The sequence below is a fragment of the Streptomyces sp. CNH287 genome, from assembly GCF_000424825.1.
Map to the genome: position 1 here is coordinate 550,277 of NZ_KE384251.1, position 20,580 is coordinate 570,856.

Consider the following 20,580-nt stretch of genomic DNA (forward strand, 5'->3'; position numbering starts at 1 on the left):
TCCTTGCACTAGGCAACTGCGTGGCTACGCACAGCGGTACGGTGGTGGGGGTGGCGTGCGTCAAATGCGTCAAACGCCGTGTGGGTGAGGGGTGGTGTCTCTGTGGGGGCCATGGGGCCGAACACCGGTCTGGAGCGGCTGCACCGTGAGGCGGGGTGGACGCTGGGCCGTTTCGCGCAGCAGGTGAACCGGTTGGGGACCGAGCGCGGGACGCCGCTGACGTACAGCGGCCAGTCGGTGCACCAGTGGTTGCGCGGTCACTTGCCGAAGGCAGAGGTGCGTCCGCTGGTGCTGGAGGCGCTGGCCCGCAGGCTGCGCCGTCCGGTCACGCACGCGGAGGCGGGCTTTCCGGCGCTGCCGTTCGCGCCCGGGGCTGCGGCCACGACCGAGGGAATCCTCGACCTGGGGCGCCGGGACATGGACCCCTCGCGTCGCGGGGTGCTGGGAGTGGGCCTCTTCTCGGTCGCTCTGGCGGTGCCGAACTGGCCGGATGTCGTGGGCCGGATGGAAGCGGTCCAGAAAGGCCACACCCAACGCATCGGCGCATCCGAAGTCGAGGCCGTGAAGTCGATGACGGAGCGCCTGTCCCAGATCGATGACGACTTCGGTGGCCGCTATGCGCGCCCCATGGCAGCCGCGTTCCTCGTCAACACGGTTGCGCCCTTTCTGAGAGTGGACGCGGCGTCCGAAGTCCGGGAATCCATGCTGTCCGCCGCATCCTTCCTCTGCTACGTCACGGGGTGGATGGCGGTGGACGAGGGTCTGCACGGCTTGGCGCAGCAGTACTACGTCAAGGGGCTGGAGTTGGCGGGGGCCGGAGGGGACCACCTGACCTACTGCCACATTCTCCGGGGCATGTCGGTCCAGGCCGCAGACTTGGGGCATGGAGCCCCTGCCTCCCGGCTGGCAGACGCCGCCGCCGTCGCAGCCCCGTCCACCGGCCCTCGGATGCGTGCCTTCCTCGCGGCTCAGCAGGCCCACGCCTTTGCGGTTGCCGGAGAACAGGCGAAGGCGCTGCAAAGCCTCGCTGTGGCCGAATCGGCCCTGGAGAAGGCCGAAAGTCCATTGGGGTCGCTGGGTGGATTCAATCCCTCGACAATGGCCTACTGCGTGTCCCAGGTTCGCTATGCCTCGGGTGACGTGTCGGGGAGCGTGGAATCCATGCAGTCTCACTTCCGCCTGCGCGATGAAACGGACAGTCGGCGTTCGCAGTTGCGCTTCCGCGCCATGCTGGCGGAACGGCAGTTGGAGGTGGGTCACCTGGAGGAGGCGTGCCACTCCTGGAATCTCGTCCTGGACGACTACCCGGGAATGCAGTCCGGGCGAGTCGATGAACGAGTCCGTGCCATGTGCTCCCGCGTTCGCCCCTATCGCAGGGTTCCCGCCGCTCGCGCGCTGCACGAGCGGGCGCGTGCGATGGTCCCGCCCGCGCTGCTCGTGTAGCCGGTCCGCCGACGTGCCCCCGTGCCTCGGCGGACGGGCCGTCAAGGCACGGGGGCACCGGCTGTCAAACCCCTGTCACGCCCCGATGGTCGACCCAGGACTGTGCCGCCTCCACCATGGCCGGCAGCCATGTCTCGTCGGGGAACCGTTCAGCTCGTGCGCTTGCCCAGGACGCAGAACTCGTTGCCCTCCGGGTCGAGGAGGGTCACCCACTGCTGGCCGTCCTGCACGGTGTCGACGCGCCGGGCGCCGAGGGCGAGCAGCCGGGGGACCTCGGCCTCCTGGTCGTCGGGGCGGAAGTCGGGGTGGAGCCGGTTCTTCGACGTCTTGCCCTGGGGGACGGGCACGAAGAGCAGGCCCGGCATCCGGTCCGGCTCAGGCCGGATCTCGATGATCTCCTCGGACTCGTCGACCACACCCCAGCCGAGAGCCTCGGCCCACCAGCGCCCGAGAGCGACGGGGTCGGCGGAGTCGACGATGATCTGTTCCCATTCCCGTGCCATGGGCCCGAGCTTAGGCTTGCGCTCGTAAATCGCGTAGAGGTGCGCGGCGGTGCTGTGGTGGGCGCCGAGTGCGTCAGAAGCCGGGTGTGTACGAGGGGTGGTGGCTCGGCCGGCCGCTGCGATGCGCACCGGCACGGCCCGGTGACCAGCTGTTCCGCCGCTCCGCCGGCGACAGCGGACCGCAAGTGAACTCCCGCACGGTGCACGCTGGTTCGGACCGGCCAAGCCAAGCAGCCCCGTGCCGGGACCGCGTCGACCTGTACACTCCAGCGATCAACGGCTGCTGATCTGCGACCAACGCCTGAGCCCACCGGGCCCGAGCAGTTCCGCTCCCCGCCCACGCACGCCGCGATGAGGACAGTGTGACAACGCCTACCAAAACCGTGTCCGCTCTGCTGGAAAACCGAGGGTGGATCTGCGCGTCCGGGGTCGCCCAGAAGCTCGGGTTCCTCGACCGGGCCCACGTCATGGCAGGCGGACATGTGCGCCTCACGGCGAATCCCAGCGCCGGACTGATGATGGTCACCCTCATCGGATTCACCGCAGACGTCGGACAAGTGAACCTGTGGGTCGCCGACGAGATCGCGGGACGCGAAGCCGAGTTCTGCGACTCCCTCGACGCGTGGAGGACGCAAACCACCCTTGCTCCCGGCGCTGTCGACGTCCTTGTCGACACGTTGCGTGCGCGGAACTTCACGACCTTCACCACCTACCCCGGGTGACTGACCGGGCCGCGGGAACGGACGTGAGCGCGTCGCCGACGTACGAGGTGCCGCGCCGCGCCCCGCGTGCGGCCCGGGTGCCCCCGGGTACGGCACCCGGACGGCCCAGCCCGCCGCGACGTACCCCGCCGCCGGGCTGATGCTGGCACCATGAGCGGACAGCAAGCCCCGCGCCCGTGGTCCTCCGCAGGCAAGGGAGGCGGGGGAAGCGGCGGCGGTGGCTGGCGTGCGCAGTTGACGCCGAACCGGGTTCTGGCGCTGGTGCTGGCCGCGCTCGCGGTCGTGCTGATCGCCGAGAACACGCGGCAGGTGAAGATCCGGCTGGTCGTGCCCGTGGTGACGATGCCCCTGTACGCCGCGCTGCTCATCATGCTGGTGATCGGCGCCCTGTGCGGGCTGCTGCTCGCCCGCGGCCGTACGCGCGGCCGTTCCAGGGGCCGTACGCGCGGCTGACTCGCGGCGCCCGGCCCCCGGCGCCCGCCCGCGTCACCCGTACGGCCCGCGCGGCTGGCCCGCCGCCCGCCCTTCCGGAAGCGTGGCGGACACCGCGGGCCCGCCCCGCCGGTCGCGCCGAGCCGAACGCCAGGGAGACCCACGTGGCCGAGACCACCGATGCCAGCGCCGCCGAACCCAGCGTCGTGGCGAGCAACCACGCCGTGCGGCAGCACCTGCCGTTCGACGACACCCGCGACTTCGACGACGCCCTGCGGGGCTTCCTCGGGACGGCCGAGGACACCACGGTGCGTGGCGCCGACGGCAGCGTCGTGTGGGACCTCGACGCGTACCGCTTCCTCAAGGGGGACTGCCCCGACACCGCCAATCCCAGCCTGTGGCGGCAGGGCCAGCTGGCCGCCCAGCACGGTCTGTACGAGGTGGCCGAGGGCATCTACCAGGTGCGCGGCTTCGACCTGTCGAACATGACCCTGGTGGAGGGCGACACCGGGGTGCTGGTGATCGACACGCTGCTCTCCGCCGGCACCGCCGCCGCCGCGCTGGCCCTGTACCGCAGCCACCGGGGCGAGCGGCCCGTCACCGGCGTCGTCTACACGCACAGCCACGTCGACCACTTCGGCGGCGTACGAGGTGTCCTCACCGACGAGGACGTCGCGGGCGGCGTCCCCGTCTTCGCCCCGCAGGGCTTCCTGGAACACGCGGTGAGCGAGAACGTCTACGCCGGGACCGCGATGAACCGTCGTGCCGCCTACATGTACGGAGCGGCGCTGCCCAAGGGTGAGCACGGGCAGATCGGCGCCGGCCTCGGCCAGACCACCTCCACCGGTGCCGTCGGCCTGATCCCGCCCACGGTGGACGTCACCGCCACCGGGCAGACGGCGACCGTAGACGGCATCCGGATGGTCTTCCAGCTCACCCCGGGCACCGAGGCCCCCGCAGAGCTGAACCTCCACCTCCCCGACCACAACGCACTGTGCATGGCGGAGAACGCCTCCCACAACCTGCACAACCTGCTCACCCTGCGCGGCGCCCAGGTCCGCAATCCGCACGTGTGGGCGCACTACCTCACCGAGGCCATCGCGCTGTTCGCCGGTTCCGCCGACGTCGCGTTCGCCTCGCACCACTGGCCGGTCTGGGGCCGCGAGCGCGTCCTGGCCTTCCTCTCCGAACAGCGGGACCTGTACGCCTACCTGCACGACCAGTCGCTGCGCCTGCTCAACCAGGGGCTGACCCCGCTGGAGATCGCCGAGACCATGCAGGTGCCCCCGGCGCTGGAGCGGGCCTGGCACACCCACGGCTACTACGGCTCGGTCAGCCACAACACCAAGGCGGTCTACCAGCACTACCTGGGCTGGTTCGACGGCAACCCCGCCCACCTGTGGGAGCATCCGCCGGCCGAGGCCGCCGCGCGCTACGTCGACTTCATGGGCGGCGCCGAGGCCGTCCTGCGCCGCGCCCGCGAGTCCTTCACGGCCGGGGACTTCCGCTGGGTGGCCCAGGTGGTCAACCACGTCGTCTTCGCCGACCCCGGCAACGCGGACGCCCGCGCCCTTCAGGCCCGCGCGCTGGAGCAGCTGGGGTACGGCTGCGAGAACGGCACCTGGCGCAACTTCTACCTCACCGGCGCGCTCGAACTGCGCGAGGGCTCCGTGGGCACCCCCACCTCCACCGTCTCCCCCGACCTGCTGGCGGCTCTGACCCTGGACCAGCTCTTCGACTCCCTGGCCATCCGCGTCGACGGCCCCCGCAGCTGGGACGCGCACCTCACGCTGCGCTTCCGCGTACGCGACGGGGACCCGGTGGTGCTGCGCCTGCGCAACGGCGTCCTCGTGCACATCGCCGGAGACACCCCCGAAGTGACCGACCCCGACGCCGAGATCACCCTCGACACGGCTGACCTCCGCTCCCTCCTGCTGGGCACGGCGCAGCTCGACGCGCTCGTCGCCGACGGCCGCGCCGAGGTGCGCGGCGAGCCGGGCGTACTCACCGAACTGTTCGGCTACCTGAGCGATCTCGATCCCGACCCTGACTTCGCCATCGTCACCCCTTAGCCCCGGAGCCCCGCTGATGCCGGACGACCACGACCGCCGCACGGACCGGGAACCGCCGCCCGGCGACACCGGGCGGCGGCTGGCCGAGGACTCCGACATGCGGACCACCCTGGCCAACGAGCGCACCCTGCTGGCCTGGTCCCGCACCTCGCTGGCGCTGCTGGCCGCCTCGTTCGCCGTCGTCAAGCTCACCGACATCGCCCCCAGCGGGCTGCGCCTGGCGTTGGGCTCGTACCTCGTCATCCTGGGGACGGCCGTCCTGCTCTTCGGCTACGCGCAGTGGCGCCTGCGCCAGTCCCGCATCCACGAGCCCCCACTGCCGGGCAACGGCCTGGGCGGACTGGTGCTCACCCTGGCCATGTTCCTGCTCGCGGGCTTCGTCATCACGGTGATCATCGTGGCCCCCTGAGCACGTGCGCCGACGCAGGAGGGAGGTACGGGAGTGGCCGGGCGACTGCTCAAACCGGTGCAATGGCGGGCGGCGCTCCACGGCCTGCGCACCCTGCGCAGGCCGTGGAGCACCCTGCGCGGCGCCGGCGTGCCCGGCACCGTACGCGGCGACCTGCTCGGCGCGCTGACCGTGTGGGCGCTGATCGTGCCGGAGTGCGTGGCGTACGCGCAGATCGCGGGCGTACCCCCGCAGAACGCCTTCTACGCCGCCCCCGTCGCGCTGGCCGCGTACGTCCTGCTGGGCCGCTCCCGCTTCCTGATCGTCGGGGCGACCTCGGCCGCGGCGGTGCTCTCCGCCGCCACCGTCGCCGACGTCAGCTCCGACCCGGACCAGGCGGTGGGTCTCTCCGCCGCGCTCGCGGTGATCGCCGGGGGCGTGCTGCTGGCCGCCGGCCTGGCCCGGCTGGGCTTCGTGACCCACTTCCTGGCCGAACCCGCCCTCTACGGCTTCCTGTTCGGCATGGCGCTGACCATCGTGATCCGCCAGGTCGCGAAGATCGTCGGGATCTCCAGCGGCGACGGCCAGTTCTTCCCCAGGCTGTGGACGGTGTTCAGCCACGCGCCCGACTGGTCGGCCGCCTCGGCGGTGGTCGGTGTCGGCGCGCTGGCGGCGCTGTTCGCGTTGGAGCGGTACCTGCCGAAGATCCCCGCGTCGCTGCTGGTGCTCGTCGCGGCGCTGGCCCTCTCGGCGGCGGCCGGGCTCGCGGACCACGGCGTGGAGGTGGTCGGCACGATCCCCGCGGCCGTACCCGTACCGCACCTGCCCGGCATCCCCGCCGCCGACTGGTGGCAACTGGCCGCCGGGGCGTGCGGGGTGGCGCTGGTGGTGTTCGCGGAGGCGTTCAGCATCTCCGCACGGTTCGCCCGCGAGCACGGCGACGAGGTCGACGCCGACCGCGAGATGGCCGCCGTCGGCGTCGCGAACATCGCCGCCGGCCTCTTCCGCGGCTTCGCCGTCTCGGGCAGCGCCTCCCGCAGCGCCGCCGCCGAGGCCGCGGGCGCCCGTACCCGACTCACCTCCCTGGCCGCCGCCGCACTGATCCTGCTCACCGGCGCGTTCCTCACCCCGCTCTTCACCCAGCTGCCCGAACCGGTGCTCGGCGCCATCGTCATCGTCGCCGTACGCGGCTTCCTCTCCACCGCCGACCTGCGCCGCTACGCGGCGGCCGACCGCGCGAGCCTGTGGGTGGCGCTGACCGCGCTGTTCGGCGTGCTGCTCTTCGACCTGCTGCCCGGACTGCTGCTGGCCGTCGCCCTCTCGCTGGTGCTCTTCGTCGCCGCCGCCAGCACCACGCGCGTGGCGGTGCTCGGCCGGCTGCCCGGGAGCCGCCACTACGGCGAACTCGCCCAGCAGCCCGGGGCGCGCGCCGTCCCCGGCGTGCTCGTCGTCCGCCCCGACGGCGCCCTCTTCTTCGGCAACGCGGACCGCACCCGGCTGCGCGTACTCGCCCTGACCGCCGCCGCGCGCCCCGCCCCGCACACCGTCGTCCTCGACCTCGGCGCCACCTACCGCCTGGGCATCCCCGTCCTGGACCGGCTGGAGGAACTGCGCCAGACCCTCCACCGCCAGGGCGTCGCCCTGCACCTGGCCCACCTGCGCGCCGTCACCCGCCGGGACTTCGACCAGCACCGCCTCGCCGCCCGGCTCGGGCCCGGCGCCGTCCACGGCAGCGTCGAGGCCGCCGTGTCGCACGTCGGCGCGCCCCCGCCGCCCGACCGGGAGGAGTGAGCACGCGATGCGCACCGCGCGTACCGTCCTGCGCCGCCCCCGCGGCCGGCACACCCCCAGGGCGAGCTGGCCGAACCGGGGGCTGGCCGTCGCGCTCGCGGGCGGCGGGGCGCTGCTGGGCTGGTGGCTGCCGCACGCGGAACGCTCCCAGCACCTCGGCGGACTCACCTACGCCCCCTCCGCCGCGCAGGCCACCCTCGGCGCCATCGCCTCCGGCGTCATCACGCTCACCGGCTTCGTGCTGACGGCGGTCACCCTGGTCGTCCAGTCGGTACAGAGCATGTCTCCCCGCCTCGCGGGCGTGCTGGGCTACTTCGAACGCTCGCTGGTCCTGTTCGGCGCGCTGACCGGCACCGCCGTCTACGCCCTGGTCGTCCTCGCCCAGGTCAGCGACGACCACGTGCCACGCCTGTCGGTCACCCTGGCCATCGTCTTCGTCGTCCTGTCCACCGGGGCGATCCTGGGCAGCCTCGCCGAACTGCGCGAGACGGTCACCGGCGGCGGCCTCGTCCGCACCGTCGGCCTGCGGCTGCACGCCGCGCTCGACCATGCGTGGCAGGAGTCGGCGCACCCGCGCACGGCTCCCGGGCCGGTGCCGTCGGGGCCGTCGGCTCCGGGGCGCGAGCCGCCGCCCGAGGGCGCCGAGATCGGCGCGCCGCGCGGGGGCGTCGTCCAGCACATCGACGGCCCCGCCCTCGCGGCGCTCGCCGCGCGCCTGGACCTCCACGTCACCTGCCTCGTCGCCGTCGGCGGCTTCGTCGAACCCGACGCGCCGCTTCTGCGTGCCGGTCCCGCCGCACCGCCCGCACCGGAGGCACGCCGCCTGGCCCGCGCCGTACGCCTCGGCCCCTCCCGCCGCATCGACCACGACCCTGCGTACGGCCTGCGGCTCCTCGTCGACGTCGCCATCCGTGCCCTGTCACCCGCCGTCAACGACCCGACGACCGCCGTCCAGGCGCTCGACCAGATCGAGTCGGCCCTGCTGCGCCTCGCGCCGCGCCCGCTGGGCCCGGCCACCTTCCGCGACGGCGAGGGCACCGCCCGCGTCACCGTCCCGCGCCCCGACTGGCCCGAGCTGCTCGACCTCGCCTTCGCCGAGATCCTCCTCTACGGCGCCGACTCCCTCCAGGTACACCGCCGCGTCCGCGCCCTGCTGGACACCCTCGCCCCCGCCCTGCCCCCGTCCCGCGCGGCGGCCCTGGGCCCCTACCGCGCCGCGCTGGAGCGCACCGCCCGTACGCTGCCCGACCCGACGCTGATCGCCACCGCCACCCGGCCCGACACGCAGGGCCTCGGCGGCCCCGCCCCGCGCGACGGCTGACGGGCCGAGCCACCTGGCGGGCGACCTTACCGAGCACTGCGGCGCGGCGCCGTGTCCTTGAACTGCCCAACCGCTCCCGCTCCCGATACTGGGCGGATGCTCGGCCACTTTCGCGACAGGGTCCTGCCCGACCGTCAGCGCCGCTCCCTGGAGGGCCTCCAGGAGGACCTGGACCTGTCGTCGGGGGACAGCCGGTCCAAGCAGTCGGCCTTCTGGACCATGCTCACGCTGTCCTCGGTGATCGCCGCGGGCGGGATTCTGACGGACTCCACCGCCACCGTCATCGGCGCGATGATCATCGCCCCGCTCTCCACGCCCATCATGGGCATCGCCCTGGGCGCCGTGCAGCGCCGCCGCACCACCGCCGCGGCGTTCGTGGTGCTGGGGTGCCTGTTGGTCGTCCTGGTGGGGGCAGCGGCCTCGCTGGTGGTGCCGCGCGCCTTCGACCTGCTGACGAACAGTCAGATCTCCGGCCGGACCTCACCGGGACTGCTCGACCTGATCGCCGCCCTGGCCACCGGCTTCGCGGGTGCGGTCGCCCTGGCCCGCAAGGACGTCGCCGCGGTCCTCCCCGGGGTGGCCATCGCGATCTCCCTGGTCCCGCCGCTCGTGGTCACCGGCGTGTGCGCCGGGCAGACGTCGTGGTGGCTGGCGCTGGGCGCACTGGTGCTCTTCCTGTCCAACCTGCTGGCCCTGGTCTTCGCGGGCATGGTGGTCTTCGCCACCCTCGGCTACACCGGCGCCCCCGGCGAGCGGGGCGTCCACGGCCTGCGGGCGGCGCGGCGCGCGTACGTGATGCTCGGCCTGCTCTTCACCGCCGTCCTCCTCCCCCTGGGCGCCAACACGGTGACCACCGTGCTGCTGCACACCTGGACCGCGCGGGCCAGGAGCACCACGCAGCACTGGCTCGAAGGCACCCCCGGCGCACGGGTCACCAGCGTCGAAGCGCACTCCCGGACCCTCTACATCCACGTGCGCGGCCCCGGCGACCTCCCGCCCGTCAAGGACCTGCTCCACGATCTGGCAGGCCAGATCCCGGACGGCATCCCGATCGTCGTGGACGCCACGCGCGGGCGCCGGATCAGCGTGGGAAAGGTCGGCGGCTGACCTCGGAGGAAGGGGCGCCTACGCCCTGGGCACGGCCCAGTCGGCAGGCTCGGAGCGGTCACCGGCTTCGTAGATCACCCGGTCGGGGCGCTGGCCGCCGGGCACGGCGAACACGATCGTCCCCCGGACGCACTCGCCCTCGTCGAGCAGCACTTCCTCCGTGGGGTACGCGGGCTGGGGGAAGTCGTCGTACGTGATGGCGGACGGGTAGAGGCGCTTGCCGTCCTTGTACGACAGCGTCCACGGCTGGCTGGTGATGTAGCTCCCGCCCGTGATCAAGCAGACCTTGACTTCGAGTCCTGCCCACACATGGCCCGGTCGGCCGAATTCCTCCTCCGCGGTGGCGGATGCGGTGACCGGCTGGACGTAGCCGAGGGGAGTGGCGGAGCCCTTGGACGCGGAGTACTGGTCGTCCTCGGGCTCGTCCCACGTCCATCGGCTGCCGAACGCGAGCCCGTTCGCCTCGGGGGGCGGTTCGCTCGCCGGCTTGCTCGAACTCTGGGCGGCCCCCGCCTTCGCCAGCGACTCCAGCGTGTCACTGCCGCCGCTCGTGCAGGCGGTGGCCGCGAGGAGGAGCGCGACACCGGCTGCGACGGTGCTGGTGCGGGTGTGCATGGGCGGCCCCCTGGAGTTGAGTCGGAGGGACATGGTGACGGGTGTGTGCGAGGTGCGCGCCCTATGTGACCGAACAGTGATCGAGGGTGCCGGTGTGCCGACGTGCCCCGGCGGGCGGGCCGCCGAGGCGCGCGGAGGGCGTCAGCGCGTTGCGGGGGCGGTGAGGGCCAGCAGGGTTCCGTCGGCGGTCGAGACGTAGGCGGTTCCGTCCGCGGCGGCCGGGAGGCAGGTGGAGCGGCCCAGCGGGTGCTGCCACCGCAGGGCCCCGCTGGTGAGGTCGACCGCGTAGAGCGTGGCGTCGCGGTCGTCGTAGCCGACCGAGTAGGCCGTCCGGCCTTCCAGGACCACGCCGTTCGAGGCGAGACGTCCGGGTGCCGTGAAGGTCCAGGCGACCTCGCGGCGGCTGCGGTCGACGCCCACCATGGTGTACTGCCACTCGGGGCCCGCGCCTTCCGCCTCCGGCGGCAGGCGGCAGGTGGTGCCGACCACCCAGGCGTCGTTCACGCCGATCGCGCCGGACCACTGCCGCTCGGTCGCCACCGACCAGCGCGGTTCACCGGTCGACGCGTCCAGCGCGGTCAGCGCGTCGGCCGCGACGAACAGCGTGCCGCCGTGGGCCACCAGGTCCTGCGCGGTGCCGCTCACCTCCGTCTCCCGCTGCGCGGGACGGTCCTCCGGGGAGGCCGCGGGAGTGCGGGCGGGCTCGCCGGTCGCGGCGTCGAATGCCTGCACGGTGCTGGCGTTGCGGTAGCCGTCCGCGACGGCGACGTACACGAGGCCGTCGACCACCACGGGGCGGCCGCGCGGCGTGGCATGCCCGGAGAGGTGCGCCTCCCAGCAGGGCTTCGGCTGACCGGAGGGCGTGAACTGCCAGGCGTACAGGCTGCTTTCGGTGACGAATACGCGTCCGGCGGCGAGGACCGGCGTGGTGTCGGCCCAGCCGGAGTACGCCCCGGACGGCGCGTAACGCGTCGTGCCGGGGTCGACGGGGTGCACCCAGGCGGTGCCCGCCTCGCCCGAGGCCTGCTCGGCGAAGGCCACGAGGTCGAGGCCCTGCCGGCCACCGGCGTAGCAGACCAGGCCGTGGGCGACGGAGACCGTGCTGCGGCCGGCTCCCCGGTCCTGGACGCCGGTGTACCAGTTCTCGCGGCCGGTTGCCGCGTCGAGTGCCCGCAGCTTCGCGTCCGCGGAGGTGAAGCAGTACACCTGGCCGCCGCTCACGGCGACGGTGGGCTCCACCGGGCCGTCGGCGTCCATCCGCCACCGCGTCGTCGCGACCGCCCCCGCCGTGTCAGCCCCCGCCGTGTCAGCCCCCGCCGTGTCAGCCCCCGCCGTGTCCGCAGCCGCAGACGTGGCGGAAGCCGCCGGGCTGTCGGTGCCGAGGACATCCAGGAACCGGCGGAACGTCGCGAACTCGTCCGGCTCCCAGGAACCGGCGGCAGGGTTGCGGTGGCTGTGCCGTCCGTTGTTGGTCCAGCCGTGCACGGGGTCGGGCCGCCAGACGAGCGCCGGTATGCGCTGCACCAGCCGGGCGGCGAGTTCGGCGGCGTGCTCCGGGCTGGTCATGCCGGTGGTGGCCCACGCCTCGGCGAGACGGCGTTCCGCCTCGGCTGCTTCCTCGGGAGAGGTCGCCCAGGTCACGGGCGCCAGCAGCGGCAGCACGAACTCCGCCGGGAGCGGGGCGGGTTCGCCCGTGGTGGTCTGCCGGCCGAGATGCGCGGCGATCCGCTGCGCCTCGGCCCACCGCAGGATCGGCAGGTGGAAGTGGGGGTCGTCGTACCCCAGGCTGATGACGTCGGTGCCGTTCGGGGCGCTCAGGGCGTGGTAGATGCCGGGCGAGGAGCTGAACCGGACCGACCAGGTGTACCCCGAGGGGAACGGGAGGTGGAGCACGGCGCCGGCCGCCATGGCCGCGTCCATGACGCGGTCCTCCTCCTCGTCGTCCATCTCGTCGGTGACGAGCTCGTAAGGGTCGGGTCCCCAGAGCCAGTCGTCGTCGAAGTCGGGATCGGCGCCCAGCGCGCGGCGGAGCAGGTCCGCGCCGTTCTCCGCCTCGGTGTCCGCGACGTTCTCGCCGTAGTAGGAGGACCAGAAGCCGGGTCGGCGGAGGACGGCGGCGAGGTCGGTGATCGTTGGCATGGGCAAACCGTAGTCTCCGCACCGGACACGCAGCAGCCCGGCGGCCCGTCACGGTCGAAGGCGGGCGTACGCCTCCATTCGCCGCCGGTGGTAGTCGAGGTCCGCGGCGTCGTGTGCCGCGCCGGCTGCCGTTGCCTGCGCGAAGTAGACGCTCTCGCGCCGCAGTCGGTGGCGCATCAGCTGCACGAGCGACTCGTCGTCGAGCTGCCGGGCGGTGCCTCCGGCGCGCAGGTAGGTGCGGGTGAAGCGGCGGGCATCCGCGAGATCCTGGCAGAAGTCGCCGCTGAACTCCAGTGCCGCGCACGCGACTTCCACCTCCGGCGGGGCCACCAGCGCCTCGTCCCAGTCGAGTACGGCGGTCAGCCGTGCCAGGTCGTCGCGGGCGGCGAGGAGGTTGCCGCGGTAGTAGTCGCCGTGCAGCGGGTGCCGTAGGGGGGCGCGTGCGCTGAAGTGCGCCAGCCAGCGGTCCAGTTCGGGGTCGTGCAGCCGCGGGTCTCCGTAGGCGGCCCGGCCGTCCAGGCCGGTCTGGAGCAGGCTCGGCCTCGGGCGGGGCGGCAGCGCGGCCCCCGACAGCGCCCGGTGCAGTCGGGCCAGCAGCCGTGCCGCCGGAGCCGCTCCCGCCGCTCCCCCCGGCGCCCACCCGCCGTCGGCGTACGGCCACAGCGACACCACCCGCCCCTCGACCCGTACGACCGTCGCCCCGCCGCGGCCCGGCAGCGCCAGCGGGGCCACCGCCTCGGCGCAGCCGCCCGCCCGTGCCGCCGCCGCGACCAGGTGGCACCACTCCGCCTCCGCCGGGTCCCTCGCGTACGGGCCGACGCGGATCACGTGGTCGCCGACCCGCCAGGCGGCGGACTCCTCGCCGCCGTGCAGACGCGTCGCCGGCCCGCTGACCCCGCACGCGCTCCGTACCGCCGCCGTCAGCGGCACCTGCGCGAACACCATGCCCGCTCTCCCGTCTCCACCCTGACGCGGCACTAGCCCGCGTCCGGCGGCCGGATCACCGTCGGCGCGGCCGTCTTCCGGGGGGAGCGGACGGGCAAGGCCGGTACGGGAGTTGGCGGCGGGGGCGCGGCCAGGAGGCGGTGGAGCGGCTCGCGGCGGCCGGCCGGAGCCGGGCCTCGGCCCCCACATTCCGCACACATCTGTCTATTAGAGTGCTGCTCCGCAGCGGCGAGACGGAGGGGAGGGGCACCGTGACTGCACCTGAGAGTGACGTGATCTGGGGTCGCGTGGAGCAGCAGGACTTCCGCAGCAGGGTGCGTGGCTGCCTGCTGGGCGGGGCGATAGGCGACGCGCTGGGCGCGGGCATCGAGTTCGACTCGCTCGACGCGATCCGCGAGGCGCACGGCACCGCCGGCGTGACCGACTTCGTCCCCGCGTACGGGCGGCGCGGCGCGATCACCGACGACACGCAGATGACCCTCTTCACCGTCGACGGCCTGATACGCGCGCACGTACGCCGGGACACCGGCGCCTGGCACCCGCCCACCGACGTGCACGCCGCGTACCGCCGCTGGGCCGCCACCCAGCGCGACTGGGGCCCCGACGAGCGGAAGAAGGACGACGGCTGGCTGGCGCACGAGGAGTGGCTCTACGCCCGCCGCGCGCCCGGCAACGCCTGCCTGACCGGCCTGGCCGACGACCGGATGGGCACGGTCGAGCAGCCCAAGAACCCCGACTCGAAGGGCTGCGGCACGGTCATGCGCTCCGCGCCCTTCGGGCTGCTGGTGGGCTGGGAGCCGCAGCTCGTCTTCCAACTCGCGGTGGAATGCGCGGCGCAGACGCACGGCCACCCCACCGGCTATCTGGCCGCGGGCGCCTGCGCGGCCATCGTGCACGCGCTGGCGCGCGGCGAGTCCCTGGACCACGCCGTGCAGCGGGCGCTGGCCCAGCTGGCCAACCGGCCGGGGCACGAGGAGACCACGGACGCGCTCAAGCGGGCGCTGGGCTCCGTACGGCAGGGCATGCCGGCGGCGGAGCGGGTCGAGGCGCTGGGGGAGGGCTGGACGGCCGAGGAGGCGCTGTCGATCGCCGTGTACTGCGCGCTGGTGGCCGAGGACGTCCAGCACGGGCTGCTGCTCGCGGTGAACCACGGCGGCGACAGCGACTCCACCGGGTCCCTCTGCGGCCAACTGCTGGGCACCATCCACGGGGAGACGGCGCTGCCGCCCGGCTGGGTGGCGGAACTGGAGGGCCGCGCGACGATCCTGGAGCTGGCCGACGACTTCGCGATGGAGATGACTCAGGGGCCCGCCCTGCACACGCCCGCGGCCTCGTCCCCGGCCTGGCTGGCGCGCTATCCCCGCGCGTGAGGGCAGCAGGAGGAGGCGCGCCCCGGGCGCGCCGGGTGCGGGCGGAGCGGGGCTGAGGCGCGGCGGGGCGCCGGGCGATTGCCCGGCCCCACCCACGGCTGCGGACGGCTCTGGGCTGACAGGCCCTAACAGCCGCCGTCGGCTCCGCGGACGCACAGGTCTTCCCGCACCGAGTCCACGAAGCCGCACCACGCCGCCGGGCCGAAGCTGAGCGCGGGCCCCTCCGGCGCCTTGGAGTCCCGGACCGCGATCGCCGCCGTCGTGGGGGACTTGACCTCGACGCACGCGCCGTTCCCGCCCGAGTGGCTCGACTTGGTCCAGACGGTCGTCCTGCCCTGCTGAATTGCCATAGCTGCTCCCCTGGGTCGTGATGTGACAGTGACGGTACGCTCCGGTCGCCTGCTGTGAGGTGCCAGTCACTCGACCGAGTGGCATATTCCAAGCAGCTCTTCACACCGAACTGTCACGGGGTGTAATCTCTCCGTTTCAGTTCTGTGCATACTCCTTGGCCACCTTCTCGATGAACTCCCGCGACTGGTCCGCGTTCAGGGCCTGCGCCCGCAGGTGCTCGTACATGACGCCGTAGCTCTGCACGTCGTTCGCCTTCTCCAGGTAGAGGTCGCTGGTGACGCCCTCCAGGTAGATGACGGTCGAGTCGGACGCGTCGGGGAACTCCAAGATCGCGTACTGCCCGTTCACGCCGGGGTGCGCCCCCATGCTGAACGGCATGACCTGCACGGTCACATGGGGCAGCCGGGACAGCTCCATCAGGTGCGCGAGCTGCTCCACCATCGTCTGCGGGCCGCCGACGGCCCGCCGCAGCGCGGACTCGTCCAGCACCGCCCACAGCCGCAGCGGATGTCTGGGGTCGGTGATCCGGTCCTGCCGCCGCACCCGCACCTGGACCCGCTTCTCGATGTCGGAGGCCGTCGCCTCCGGCAGCGCCCCCGCGATCACCGCCTCCGCGTACGCCTGCGTCTGGAGCAGCCCCGGCACCACCAGCGGCTCGTAGACCCGCAGCGAGGCGGCGTCCGTCTCCAGGCCGATGTAGACGCTGTACGGGATGTCGCCGAAGGCGTGCCACCAGCCCTGCTGGCGGGACTCCTTGGCCATCTGCATGAGCGAGTCGACTATGCGGTGGTCCTCGACGTCGTACACCCCGCACAAGTCGCGCACGTCGCGCTGGCTGATGCTGCGGCGGCCGTTCTCCAACCGGCTGATCTTGGACTGCGAGACCAGCAGGCGGTCCGCGACCTCCTCGGCGGTCATGCCCTTGAGCTCCCGGAGCTTGCGCAGCTCCTGGCCCAACCGGCGCCGACGGACGGTGGGATTGACGTTCGACGCCACAGGAACAGCACCTCCGCGTTGCGCCCGGCCGACGCGGGGTGGGAGGTGTGACCTGGCGGCGCCCGCAAGGACTGCCGCTGCCCAGCCACGGGCCCGCGGACCACCGGCGCGGCGCGTCGGCTCCCACCCCGGACAAGCCGGACGGACTAAGTACGACTACTTTCCATCAGCTTGCCACCACCATGGGTGAAGGCGCTGCCAAATGGCAACAGAGGGTGCTGGATCGAGCACACGCGAGGTGGTAATCCGGCCGCCTGCCGGGACCGGCGCGCACAGCACGGGCCTCGACCCGAGCCCGTACCCAGCCCGACGCGCGCCCTGACCGACGCACGCTGTCTGCGTGCGCGCCGGTCAGGGCGCGCGTGGATACGGGGCGTCGCGGCTCAGCACGCCCCGCGCGAGCGCCGGCTCGGCCGACGCCGCCCGTTCAGCTGGCGCGAGCCGCCAGCCGGCCGCCCAGCGGCGCCGGATGACGCGCCTGGTCCGCTGCCGGCCGCGGCGGCTGCGCGCGCTGCGCCTGAGCCGCCACCGAGGCCGCTCCCGCCGGCATGACCGCGCCACCACGTGGGGTGCCCGGACCGCCGCCGCCACCGCCCGGCGCGCGGCGTGGCTGCGCCGCCGCGCCGTTCTGCACATCCATCACGGCGTGTGCGACGAGGCCGCCCATCGGGTCGTGCCTGATGAGGTCGCGCAGGCGCGAGCGACACGAGCGCCCTTCGTTCCCCGGATAGAGGTGCTTGCCGAGGCCGACCGCGTGGGCCAGCGCGGCGAGCGCCGCCGTCCGCGGGTCCGGCGGCACGCCGGTGCGGATCGCGCTGTCCAGCCGGGTCCTGATCTCCCGGCTGACCGCCGACTCCGACGCCTGGTAGCGCGTCGTCGGCAGCACCCCGCACATCTGGCCCGATACGGCATGCACCATGCCGCACCGCTCCAGGTGCGTGAGGTAGGTCTGGCGCAGCCCCAGCCGGGGCCCGCCTATCCAGTGGACCGCTCGCACCGGGCTGCCGCGCCTGCGCAACAGCTCCAGTGCGGAGTCCAGGGTTGGATCTCCTGTCGGCCGTGGCATCACCACGGCGATACGATCCCCGTCTGGGGCTATCCGTCCTGCCAGAGCCAGCTCTACTAGCTGTGCCCCGGCCAGGCCGAGGTCGAGCGACTGCGGCTGTGCAGTGGTACCCGTGGCCGGGTCCAGTGCCAGCAGCAGCAGCTCCTCCGGGATTGTTCTGCGGCTCCTGCCCATCCATGCCTCCCCGCGTGGATGAATGACAGGGTGACCCCTCTCACAATGGTCTGTCGAGAGCGCCTGGTCGGAATGTGCGGGAACCAGTAGGTATGTCGTCGTCGTCTGGCGGGTGGGAGGGCACCAGACGGTCCGCGGACGGGCCTCGGGGAGCGGGATCGCGGCGGAACGGAAGCGGTCCCGGGAGACTGTTAACTGATACGGCGAGCGGCGAGCACAGGAGGCATCGGTGGCGGGCGAGTCCCCCGACGGGTCGAAACAGGAGAGGTCGTCGGGGAAGACGACGGAGGACACCCCGGTGGTTCCCCCCGAGGAGGAGCGGGACGGCGCGGCGGCCGGTCCGGCGGCACGGGTGGACCCACGGGTCGCGGCGGGTGGCGAGTCCGGCGCGGCGGACGGGCAGGACCTCCCGGCGGACGGGGCGGACCCGTCGTCCGGCCCGGCACCGGAAGGGGAGCCGGGGCAGGAGCCGGAAGCCGGTGCGGGGGGCGCTGCGGAGGGCGGTGACGCGCGGCTGCGCGCCGCGATCGCCGCCTGGGTCTCCACGGACGGGGACGACGCGGAGCAGCCGCCCGCCGAGCCCGCCGCGCGCCCCACCGCACCGAAGGTGGACAACCCCACCGCCATGTTCGGGGTGCTGCGCCCGGACGAGGCGGCCGAGGAGGACGACCCCGAGGCCGCGGCCCAGCAGCGCGCCGAACTGCTGACCAACGCGTACTTCGGCAGCCCGCGAAGCCCGGACGGCCCGGACCCGGACGGCTCTGCCGCGGACGGCCCGGACGCCGGGCCCGCACTGGCGAAGGACACCGGTTCCGGTCCCGGCTCCTCGGGTACGGGCGCCGCCGCGCGGAAGCGGGGCGCGAAGGGCGCCGCGGAGCCGGGCGCGACGGAGCCGGATGCGACGGAGCCGGATGCGACGGAGCCGGACGCTGACGCGGCGGCCGGGCGAGAGACCGGACCGGAGGCGTCCGCACCGGCCGGGAAGACGGGCACGCGCGGCGGCTCCGGCGAACCGGCGCGCAAGGCCGCCAAGAAGGCGGCCCGGAAGCCGGGCCCCAAGGCGGCGGCTTCCGGGCCGGCAGCGGGCGGCGCGGCGGACGGAGCCGCGGACGGAGCCGCGGACGTTGACGCGGGGACGCCGGACGGCCCGGCCGAGGCGCCTGCGGCGAGTGGGCGCAAGCGGGCGCAGCCGAAGAGCAAGACCGCCGAAGGGGCGGCCAAGAAGACCGCCCGTCCCGTCGCGAAGAAGGCCGGGGCGTCCGGCACGCAGGCGTCCCGGGGCGGCAGGAAGCCCGCGACACCGCCGTCCGCGACCGGCACCGGCGGCACGGGCACACCGGACGCACCGGAGAGCGCGCAGCCCGCGGGCGCTGGTACCGACGGCGCGGACGTACCGGCGACGCCGGAGAGCGCGCAGCCCGACGCCGCCGACACCGGCGCGGCCGGTGCGGGCGCCGCCGACGCGAAAGCCGTGGATCACCCGACGACGGCCATCCGCGTACCGAAGAAGGTCCGCGACGCGTCGGCCCCGGCCGCCCCCGCGACCCCTCCGGCCACGCCGCTCCCGGCCCCGGAGGGCGAGGCGGAGCGCACCAGCCAGTTCATACCGCTCAAGTCCGCCGACGGCCCGCCCCGCCCCACCGCGCCCCCGCGTGCCCCCGCGCCCGCCGGTGAGGCGGCCCGTACGGACGGCGCCGCCGCAGCCGCCGCCCCGGAAGCCCCTGGCGCCCCGGACGCGCCGCCCCAGGTGCTGCCGCCCACCCTTTCGCAGCCCGCCCCCGACCCGCCCCCGCTGGACCTGCTGGCGCAGCTCACGAACAAGCCCGCGCCGCGCGAGACGCCGCTGCGCACGGTCGTCCGCCGGGTCAAGATCTGGACCCCGCTGGTCCTGTTGCTCGCGGTTGCGTTCGTGATCGCCCAGATGGTGCGTCCGCTGCCGGACACGTCGCTGGCGATGACCGCGTCCGCCTCGTACACCTTCGACGGCGCGAAGCCGTCGCTGCCGTGGCCGGGTGAGGGGCAGGCGCACGTCGAGGTCTCGGGGCTGGGCTCGCTCGGTACGCACGGCAAGCAGCAGCCCGTGCCGATCGGCAGTGTGGCCAAGACCATGACGGTCTACGTCATCCTCAAGAAGCACAAGCTGGCGGCGAACGAGCCGGGGCCGCCCGTCCCGGTCGACAAGAAGGCGGAGGAGGACGGCCGCCTCGGTGAGGGCAACGGCAACGAGTCCGTGCTGGACACCGTCAAGGAGGGCGACGAGCTGTCGCTCCGGGACGCCGTCTCCGCCGTGATGATCCCTTCTGCGAACAACATCGCCCGCCTGCTGGCCCGCTGGCACAGCGACGGCTCGCAGGAGAAGTTCGTTGAGGAGATGAACGCGACGGCCGAGGAGCTGGGGATGGAGGACACCACCTACACCGACCCCAGCGGCCTGGAGGACACCACCGTCAGCACCGCCGTGGACCAGGTGAAGCTGGGCAAGAAGGCGATGGAGATGGAGTCCCTGGTGGAGATCACCAAGCTGCCCTCCTGGACCGACCCGTCCGGCAAGCAGTGGCGCAACTACAACACCCTGGTCCCCTACAACGGGGCGATCGGCGTCAAGCCGGGCAGCACGACCAAGGCCGGCGGCAACCTGCTCTTCGCGGGCCGCAAGGAGATCGGCGGCACCACGCAGCTGATCGTCGGCGCGGTCCTCGGCCAGCACGCGCCGCCGATCATCGACACGGTCAACGCGGCCAGCCAGGAACTGCTGATCGCGGCGGGCAAGACGCTCTCCGCGCGGAAGGTCGTCAAGAAGGGCGATGTCGTCGGTCAGGTGGACGACGGGTTCGGCGGCAAGACGCCGGTGATCGCCACCAAGGACGTCACCGCGGTCGGCTGGACGGGGCTGCGCGTGAAGCTCGCGCTGGAGGAGGGAAAGAAAGGCGTTCCCCGAACGGGGGAGGCTGGTGAGAAGGTGGGCACTCTGACCGTCGGCGACGGACCCGGTCAGGTGAAGGTCCCGGTGGCGCTCCAGGATGACCTCGTGGAGCCGGGCTTCGGGAACAAGGTGACCCGGATTACGTGAATCGTGCCTGGTCCCCGTTGTCGATAGCCTGGCTCGAGGCAACGGGGCCCCGGGGGGAGAAGAGGGCGCAGTGAC

17 protein-coding genes are annotated in these 20,580 nt (G+C 73.5%); 10 read left to right on the forward strand and 7 right to left on the reverse strand.

Going from position 1 to position 20,580, the window contains the following annotated elements:
* Positions 1-102: 102 nt before the first annotated feature.
* Entirely contained in the window at positions 103-1,443 is a 1,341-nt protein-coding gene (locus tag H299_RS0126245) for an NsdA family TPR-like regulatory protein (RefSeq protein ID WP_027750840.1), read from the forward strand.
* Between the two features lie 149 nt (positions 1,444-1,592).
* On the opposite strand, the gene H299_RS0126250 is transcribed toward H299_RS0126245, so the two are convergent.
* Entirely contained in the window at positions 1,593-1,946 is a 354-nt protein-coding gene (locus H299_RS0126250; protein ID WP_027750841.1) for a VOC family protein, read from the reverse strand.
* 383 nt (positions 1,947-2,329) lie between these two features.
* On the opposite strand from H299_RS0126250, the gene H299_RS0126255 reads away from it, so the two are divergent.
* From H299_RS0126255 to H299_RS0126285, 7 genes are all read left to right on the forward strand, one after another.
* Positions 2,330-2,668, forward strand: coding sequence for a hypothetical protein (locus tag H299_RS0126255; RefSeq protein WP_027750842.1), 339 nt, complete (start codon positions 2,330-2,332; stop codon positions 2,666-2,668).
* 150 nt (positions 2,669-2,818) lie between these two features.
* Positions 2,819-3,121, forward strand: a complete 303-nt coding sequence (locus H299_RS0126260) for a lipopolysaccharide assembly protein LapA domain-containing protein (RefSeq protein WP_027750843.1) — start codon at positions 2,819-2,821, stop codon at positions 3,119-3,121.
* A 143-nt stretch (positions 3,122-3,264) separates the two neighbouring features.
* On the forward strand, positions 3,265-5,172 hold the full coding sequence (locus tag H299_RS0126265) for an alkyl sulfatase dimerization domain-containing protein (protein WP_027750844.1): 1,908 nt from the start codon (positions 3,265-3,267) through the stop codon (positions 5,170-5,172).
* A gap of 16 nt (positions 5,173-5,188) precedes the next feature.
* On the forward strand, positions 5,189-5,581 hold the full coding sequence (locus tag H299_RS0126270; RefSeq protein ID WP_037760592.1) for a DUF202 domain-containing protein: 393 nt from the start codon (positions 5,189-5,191) through the stop codon (positions 5,579-5,581).
* A gap of 33 nt (positions 5,582-5,614) precedes the next feature.
* Positions 5,615-7,351, forward strand: a complete 1,737-nt coding sequence (locus H299_RS36380) for a SulP family inorganic anion transporter (RefSeq protein ID WP_051262856.1) — start codon at positions 5,615-5,617, stop codon at positions 7,349-7,351.
* A gap of 7 nt (positions 7,352-7,358) precedes the next feature.
* Positions 7,359-8,672 (forward strand): DUF2254 family protein, encoded by a 1,314-nt coding sequence (locus tag H299_RS37785; protein WP_051262857.1) that lies wholly within the window; start codon positions 7,359-7,361, stop codon positions 8,670-8,672.
* 96 nt (positions 8,673-8,768) lie between these two features.
* A complete protein-coding gene (locus H299_RS0126285) occupies positions 8,769-9,779 on the forward strand; it encodes a DUF389 domain-containing protein (protein ID WP_027750846.1) in 1,011 nt (336 codons plus the stop codon).
* Between the two features lie 18 nt (positions 9,780-9,797).
* On the opposite strand, the gene H299_RS37790 is transcribed toward H299_RS0126285, so the two are convergent.
* The 3 genes from H299_RS37790 to H299_RS0126300 all read right to left on the reverse strand — a co-directional run bounded on the left by H299_RS37790 (position 9,798) and on the right by H299_RS0126300 (position 13,478).
* On the reverse strand, positions 9,798-10,394 hold the full coding sequence (locus H299_RS37790) for a hypothetical protein (RefSeq protein ID WP_051262858.1): 597 nt from the start codon (positions 10,392-10,394) through the stop codon (positions 9,798-9,800).
* A 141-nt stretch (positions 10,395-10,535) separates the two neighbouring features.
* Positions 10,536-12,533, reverse strand: a complete 1,998-nt coding sequence (locus H299_RS0126295) for an outer membrane protein assembly factor BamB family protein (RefSeq protein WP_027750847.1) — start codon at positions 12,531-12,533, stop codon at positions 10,536-10,538.
* 48 nt (positions 12,534-12,581) lie between these two features.
* Positions 12,582-13,478, reverse strand: coding sequence for a phosphotransferase (locus tag H299_RS0126300; RefSeq protein WP_027750848.1), 897 nt, complete (start codon positions 13,476-13,478; stop codon positions 12,582-12,584).
* 251 nt (positions 13,479-13,729) lie between these two features.
* Here H299_RS0126300 and H299_RS0126305 point away from each other — a divergent pair, with 251 nt between their 5' ends.
* Entirely contained in the window at positions 13,730-14,848 is a 1,119-nt protein-coding gene (locus H299_RS0126305) for an ADP-ribosylglycohydrolase family protein (RefSeq protein ID WP_027750849.1), read from the forward strand.
* 125 nt (positions 14,849-14,973) lie between these two features.
* Here H299_RS0126305 and H299_RS36395 read toward each other — a convergent pair whose 3' ends face one another.
* From H299_RS36395 to H299_RS36400, 3 genes are all read right to left on the reverse strand, one after another.
* Positions 14,974-15,198, reverse strand: a complete 225-nt coding sequence (locus tag H299_RS36395) for a DUF397 domain-containing protein (RefSeq protein ID WP_051262859.1) — start codon at positions 15,196-15,198, stop codon at positions 14,974-14,976.
* Positions 15,199-15,334: 136 nt separating this feature from the next.
* Positions 15,335-16,195, reverse strand: a complete 861-nt coding sequence (locus tag H299_RS0126315) for a Scr1 family TA system antitoxin-like transcriptional regulator (RefSeq protein ID WP_027750850.1) — start codon at positions 16,193-16,195, stop codon at positions 15,335-15,337.
* A gap of 427 nt (positions 16,196-16,622) precedes the next feature.
* On the reverse strand, positions 16,623-17,435 hold the full coding sequence (locus H299_RS36400; protein ID WP_078513052.1) for a GOLPH3/VPS74 family protein: 813 nt from the start codon (positions 17,433-17,435) through the stop codon (positions 16,623-16,625).
* Positions 17,436-17,664: 229 nt separating this feature from the next.
* Between H299_RS36400 and H299_RS0126325 the strand changes: the two genes are divergently transcribed.
* Positions 17,665-20,505 carry a serine hydrolase gene (locus H299_RS0126325; protein WP_027750851.1) on the forward strand — a complete coding sequence of 947 codons (2,841 nt, stop codon included), beginning with the start codon at positions 17,665-17,667 and terminating at the stop codon, positions 20,503-20,505.
* Positions 20,506-20,580: the final 75 nt, after the last annotated feature.

Excerpts from the sequence above, each read along its gene's own strand:
- H299_RS37785 (WP_051262857.1), top strand. The coding sequence starts at position 7,359 with ATGCGCACCGCGCGTACCGTCCTGCGCCGCCCCCGCGGCCGGCACACC.
- H299_RS0126270 (WP_037760592.1), top strand. The coding sequence starts at position 5,189 with ATGCCGGACGACCACGACCGCCGCACGGACCGGGAACCGCCGCCCGGC.
- H299_RS0126285 (WP_027750846.1), top strand. The coding sequence starts at position 8,769 with ATGCTCGGCCACTTTCGCGACAGGGTCCTGCCCGACCGTCAGCGCCGC.
- H299_RS0126250 (WP_027750841.1), bottom strand. The coding sequence starts at position 1,946 with ATGGCACGGGAATGGGAACAGATCATCGTCGACTCCGCCGACCCCGTC.
- H299_RS0126300 (WP_027750848.1), bottom strand. The coding sequence starts at position 13,478 with ATGGTGTTCGCGCAGGTGCCGCTGACGGCGGCGGTACGGAGCGCGTGC.
- H299_RS0126260 (WP_027750843.1), top strand. The coding sequence starts at position 2,819 with ATGAGCGGACAGCAAGCCCCGCGCCCGTGGTCCTCCGCAGGCAAGGGA.
- H299_RS37790 (WP_051262858.1), bottom strand. The coding sequence starts at position 10,394 with ATGCACACCCGCACCAGCACCGTCGCAGCCGGTGTCGCGCTCCTCCTC.
- H299_RS0126295 (WP_027750847.1), bottom strand. The coding sequence starts at position 12,533 with ATGCCAACGATCACCGACCTCGCCGCCGTCCTCCGCCGACCCGGCTTC.
- H299_RS36400 (WP_078513052.1), bottom strand. The coding sequence starts at position 17,435 with ATGGGCAGGAGCCGCAGAACAATCCCGGAGGAGCTGCTGCTGCTGGCA.
- H299_RS36395 (WP_051262859.1), bottom strand. The coding sequence starts at position 15,198 with ATGGCAATTCAGCAGGGCAGGACGACCGTCTGGACCAAGTCGAGCCAC.